The organism is Rhodopirellula maiorica SM1 (assembly GCF_000346295.1).
Classification (GTDB): domain Bacteria; phylum Planctomycetota; class Planctomycetia; order Pirellulales; family Pirellulaceae; genus Novipirellula; species Novipirellula maiorica.
This window is the reverse complement of sequence record NZ_ANOG01000690.1, coordinates 1-4,858: the sequence shown is the minus strand read 5'-3', so window position 1 is coordinate 4,858 and position 4,858 is coordinate 1. Positions and strand designations below refer to the sequence as shown.

5 protein-coding genes are annotated in these 4,858 nt (G+C 54.8%); 3 read left to right on the top strand and 2 right to left on the bottom strand.

Going from position 1 to position 4,858, the window contains the following annotated elements:
- Together RMSM_RS22295 and RMSM_RS22290 are read right to left on the bottom strand one after the other, a co-directional pair.
- Window positions 1-737: type 1 periplasmic-binding domain-containing protein (locus RMSM_RS22295; protein WP_478212710.1), on the bottom strand; the 737-nt coding region annotated here is incomplete at its 3' end.
- Between the two features lie 332 nt (window positions 738-1,069).
- Entirely contained in the window at window positions 1,070-1,966 is an 897-nt protein-coding gene (locus RMSM_RS22290) for an AraC family transcriptional regulator (RefSeq protein WP_160168346.1), read from the bottom strand.
- Window positions 1,967-2,166: 200 nt separating this feature from the next.
- On the opposite strand from RMSM_RS22290, the gene RMSM_RS22285 reads away from it, so the two are divergent.
- The 3 genes from RMSM_RS22285 to RMSM_RS22275 form a co-directional block, all read left to right on the top strand.
- Window positions 2,167-3,123 carry a dihydrodipicolinate synthase family protein gene (locus tag RMSM_RS22285; RefSeq protein ID WP_040768947.1) on the top strand — a complete coding sequence of 319 codons (957 nt, stop codon included), beginning with the start codon at window positions 2,167-2,169 and terminating at the stop codon, window positions 3,121-3,123.
- 106 nt (window positions 3,124-3,229) lie between these two features.
- Window positions 3,230-4,402 carry a Gfo/Idh/MocA family protein gene (locus tag RMSM_RS22280; protein ID WP_040768946.1) on the top strand — a complete coding sequence of 391 codons (1,173 nt, stop codon included), beginning with the start codon at window positions 3,230-3,232 and terminating at the stop codon, window positions 4,400-4,402.
- A 56-nt stretch (window positions 4,403-4,458) separates the two neighbouring features.
- On the top strand, window positions 4,459-4,858 hold a 400-nt coding region (locus RMSM_RS22275; RefSeq protein ID WP_236622260.1), incomplete at its 3' end, for a sugar phosphate isomerase/epimerase family protein.

Genomic DNA, 4,858 nt, shown 5'->3' with positions numbered 1-4,858 from the left:
CGGCATCGAGATCGGGCGAGTTCCTGACTCCAATCCGCCGCAATGACTTGGTCCAGTATGACCTCGTCGCTGCGTTTTGCGATCGCGTCATGAAGTCCCGCCAACCGTTGAATCGAGGCCCCGTCTGATACAACCCCGTTCAAGCCGATGACGTGCACCTTGCCATCGGCGGCGCGGCGATGTGGTGAACGCAGCGCTTCGTCGATCAATGCGTTTGCGAGCTGGAAACCGGCGTCAAAGTCATTGGGTAACAGTTCGGCAAGCCAATACTTTAATTTCGTTCGTGGCTGCCCCAGCTCCTCGCTCTGCTCACGCTGCAGGCCCGCATTGATAAGCACCGCCGGAACATGTCGCCGGTCGGCGATTCGTAAAAATCGAGGCCCGCCTCGTTTAAAACTTTGAAATACAACCGCATCGGGTTTGTCCTCGCGCCCACAAACTTCACGAATTTGTGACACCATTCGATTGCGACTGTTGCCGGCGAAATAGACCTCTAATTGGATCCCCAAATCGTCGGAGACCTCGCCCATAAACTCGACAAACGGCCCCCAAAACGCATCCTCCTGATCTCGCGGCGTAAACACCGCCACGTGAAATTTGAGTTCACGGGCATTCGGTTCTTGGCCACAGGCGATTCCCGATGGAACCTGAATGACAACGGCGAAAACCAGCAGTATCAAACATCCATACCCGGCACGGAACGAATTAGATGTCGCCGTCCGATCAGGTGAACGCATGTTGATAAATCGGTGCAGAGAACGCATTGCAAAACTCGCTAGCCGATGCGGGTAAGGCAACCGCGGATGTGACGTCACAAGCCCCATCGGATGCCGGACTCCTACGACGTGTCGCTTCGCTCATTGTATCAGTCCCGCAAGCGAACATACGCCTTGGTCCCCAAAATCCAACAAATTACAACCGACGACCATCGTAGAAGACAACACATTCGCAATTCAGCTCTGACGCAGTCGCTTCGCAAATCCGAAGTCATCGCTGTCTGATCCAGCGATTGCGATCTAAGGATGTTGGGCGTTGGATTTCTCGCAGTCTCACAGCGTGGGTGGACCGTCTAAGCGGTGTTCTCGCGATAGTCCAAAGGTCGCATCCCCGTCAATCGATTGAACGTTCGATAGAACGTTGACAGTTCTTCAAACCCACTTTGAAATGCGATCGATGTCACCTTGCTCTCGGTATTACGCAGTAGCGTCTTGGCGTGATCGATGCGTCGTTCGTTTAGATAGGCAAGCCAGGTCTTTCCCGTCTTGTCGCGAAAATCATTGGTGAATTTCCTTCGTGACATGTTACAAGCGTTGGCGGCTGCATCGACCGTCAATTGTTCAAAGAAATTGAACTCCAACCACAGCAGATACTCATCAATCGCATCGCTGGGCTGACGTTCGTCAAGATCACTACTAGGTGCACTCTGCGCTGCAGCGAGTTGCCCACCGGATGCCAAGGCAAGCTGGGCAAAGATTTCGATCGCAGCGGCGATTGCCGACAAGGTCGAAGCCGAACTTGGTTGTGAAGCGAGATACAGCAATCGGCGGAACCGTCGCTCAATGTTCAACAACGACATCCGCTGACGCGGAAGTTTGCCAATCGGAATCATCGTTTCGATCTCGGCACATGGCGTGATTTTGTGGGGGTCGATGGCCATCCCATACAGCGAAATTGGATGCCGTGGCGAATCAACAATCCGGTGTTTCAATCCCGCAGGGATCAAAATGCAATCGCCGGCGACACAATCGGGCGAAGCAGCCTCTCCCGTTGCCCCATCGACTGCGGCTGCCCAATTTGCAGCCACCTCGCCTGCTCCCTCGCGAATGTACAGCAGCTTGGGAAAACGATGCTCCGTCTCGGCCATCGAGAATGATTCGTCATGCAGGCTTTCAAACACCCAAAGTCCCGAATTCGACATCGTTTCCGGTACTGGAATGCTGCGGCGTTGGGTGGAATCTACGGTCATCGAAAGCATTCTCGGCAGTGGCCACGGCAGGACAAACGCCCAAATCGATCAGGCTATACATCAGATGATTGCAGGGAATACCCAAATTGCAAGTCGATTATGCGCAAATGGCCAAGCCGCTAAATCGAAACGCTGCAATAATTCCAAACTCGAACTTCACCCCACAGTCACTCACACCGTTTTTTGATCAAGGTTCATTGATGCCACAGCTGACCAGTCTAAAAGTCGACGAAATTCCTGCCATCCGCCCACGCCGCTCGATCAGTGGTATGTCCGCCATTTTGTTGCCGCTGCTCTCAGGCACCGAAATCGATTGGGAGGGCTTTCGCGGACACGTCGTGCGTACTGCGGACGCAGGATTAGTTCCCGCCGTCAACATGGACACCGGCTACGCCAACCTGATCACCGAAACGCAGCGAGAACAGGTGCTTGCCGAGACGCAATCCTTGATGGATGGACAACCGTACGTGGCAGGCGTCTTCGTCAAAGACGATCCCGGATCGGCATTTGATTTCGACGCTTACCGAAACGGATTGGACCAAATCGTGAAATACGGTGGGACGCCGATCATTTTTCAGTCGTATGGTTTGACGGAACAAGCGGACGACGAAATCGTCGAAGCCTACTCAAAGATCGGTTCACACGCAGGTGACTTCCTCGGTTTCGAGCTGGGGACGATGTTTGCGCCCTTTGGAAAGATCTATAGCCTCGACGTTTATAAGGGGCTGATGGGAATCGAGACCTGCCACGGAGCGAAGCACTCGTCGCTGAGTCGCGAGCTTGAGTGGCAGCGACTTCAGCTTCGTGACGAAACGCGGCCTGATTTCAAAGTGTTGACCGGGAATGACTTGGCGATCGACATGGTGATGTACGGAAGCGACTACCTGCTCGGACTGAGCACGTTTGCCCCCGAAGCGTTCGCCCGTCGTGACGCGATGTGGGCTGCGGGGGACGCAGAGTTTTACGAGCTGAACGACATCCTTCAATACCTTGGTTTCCTCGCGTTTCGCGATCCGGTGCCTGCATACAAGCACAACGCCGCTCAATTCCTGCACGCCCGGGGATGGATCCAGACTCCGCTGACGTATCCCGGCAGCCCGGAACGGCCGGAATCAGATGTCGCGATCCTGCAAAACATCCTCGAACGCATTTCCTGAATGTCCTCTTCGCCGCTGCCTTCACCGTCGCGTCTACCGACTCACGCAGCCCATTTTATTGCGTAAACTCCCAAAACAGATCCCCGTATAACAGCAAGGCTTATCCATGACAACACTTACCATCGCCATGCACGGTGTCACCGGTCGCATGGGAACGAACCAACACTACATCCGATCGATCCTGGCGATCATGCGTCAAGGCGGCGTGGTCACCGAGGATGGGCAAACCATCAAGATCAAACCGGTGCTGCTGGGGCGTAACGAATCCAAGTTGCGTCAATTGGCGGAAACCGTAGCGACCGCGGAAATCGGTCATCCCGTTGACTGGTCAACCGACGTCGACGCAGTGATTGCCGACGCGGGGACGGATATCGTCTTTGATTCCTCTAGCACGCAAATGCGTGCTTCGATCGTACGCCAAGCGATTGAGCACGGCAAAGCCGTCTATTGTGAGAAACCGATCGCGATCGATGCCAAAGAAGCGTTCCAATTGGCCAAAGAGTGCGAGTCGGCGGGGGTGAAGAACGGCGTCGTACAAGACAAGCTATGGTTGCCGGGGGTGCGAAAATTGAGAATGCTTCGCGACCAAGGTTTCTTTGGCGACATCCTCAGCGTGCGAGGTGAATTCGGTTACTGGGTATTCGCCGGGGAGGAACCCAATCAAACGGTCCAGCGTCCGTCCTGGAATTACCGCCGCGAGGATGGCGGTGGGATGATGATCGATATGTTTTGCCACTGGCAATACTTGATCAACGATCTATTTGGTCCGGTCAAACAAGTGCTTGCCCACGCCGTTACCGATCTTCCCGAGCGTATTGACGAAACGGGAAAACCGTACAAGTGCACCGCCGACGATTCGGCTTATGCATTGTTTTTGCTGGAAAATGGTTTGACTTGCCAATTCAATAGCTCCTGGGCTACTCGCGTCCGACGCGACGACTTGTTGACCGTCCAAGTCGATGGCACGAAAGGGTCCGCCGTCGCAGGGCTTCGTGAATGTTGGACGCAAAGTCTCGCTTCGACACCGCGACCGATCTGGAATCCCGATATTCCGCAGCCGATCAACTTTTACGAAGGCTGGCAAAAATTGCCCGATGCGACGCAGTACGATAATGCGTTCAAAATTCAGTGGGAATTGTTTCTAAAGCATGTGGCGGCGGGTGCTGAGTTTCCTTGGTCGCTGCGTAGCGGTGCCGCAGGAGTCTTGTTGGCCAATGCCGGCGAGACCTCGTCAAGTCAACAGCGATGGGTCACGGTAAACGACAAGGAACATGCATGACCCCGACGCAATCACAACACGCTGCCCCCGATCGCAGCCGTTTAGCCGTCCACACAATGACGACGAAACCATTGTCAATCGCCGAAGCAGCAGATGCTTACTCGCGACGCGGCATTCCAGGGATCAGTGTATGGGTCGAAGCGTTGGAGGGAATGACAACGGCGAACGCCAAACAGATCGTTGACGATGCCGGGCTAAAGGTGCCTGCACTCGTCCGTGGCGGCTTTTTCTGTGCCTCAAGCGGTCCAGAGCGGCAAAAACGAGTGGACCACAACCGACAACTGATTCGGACGGCAGCAGAATTGGACGCAGAGATGCTAGTGCTGGTCGTTGGTGCCGAGCCCGGTGTCCCACTGGATCAGCAGCGCGGTTGGGTACGCGACGGCATCGAGCAACTTCTTGCCGATGCAGAATCGGCAAACGTCAAACTTGCCATTGAGCCACTGCATCCGATGT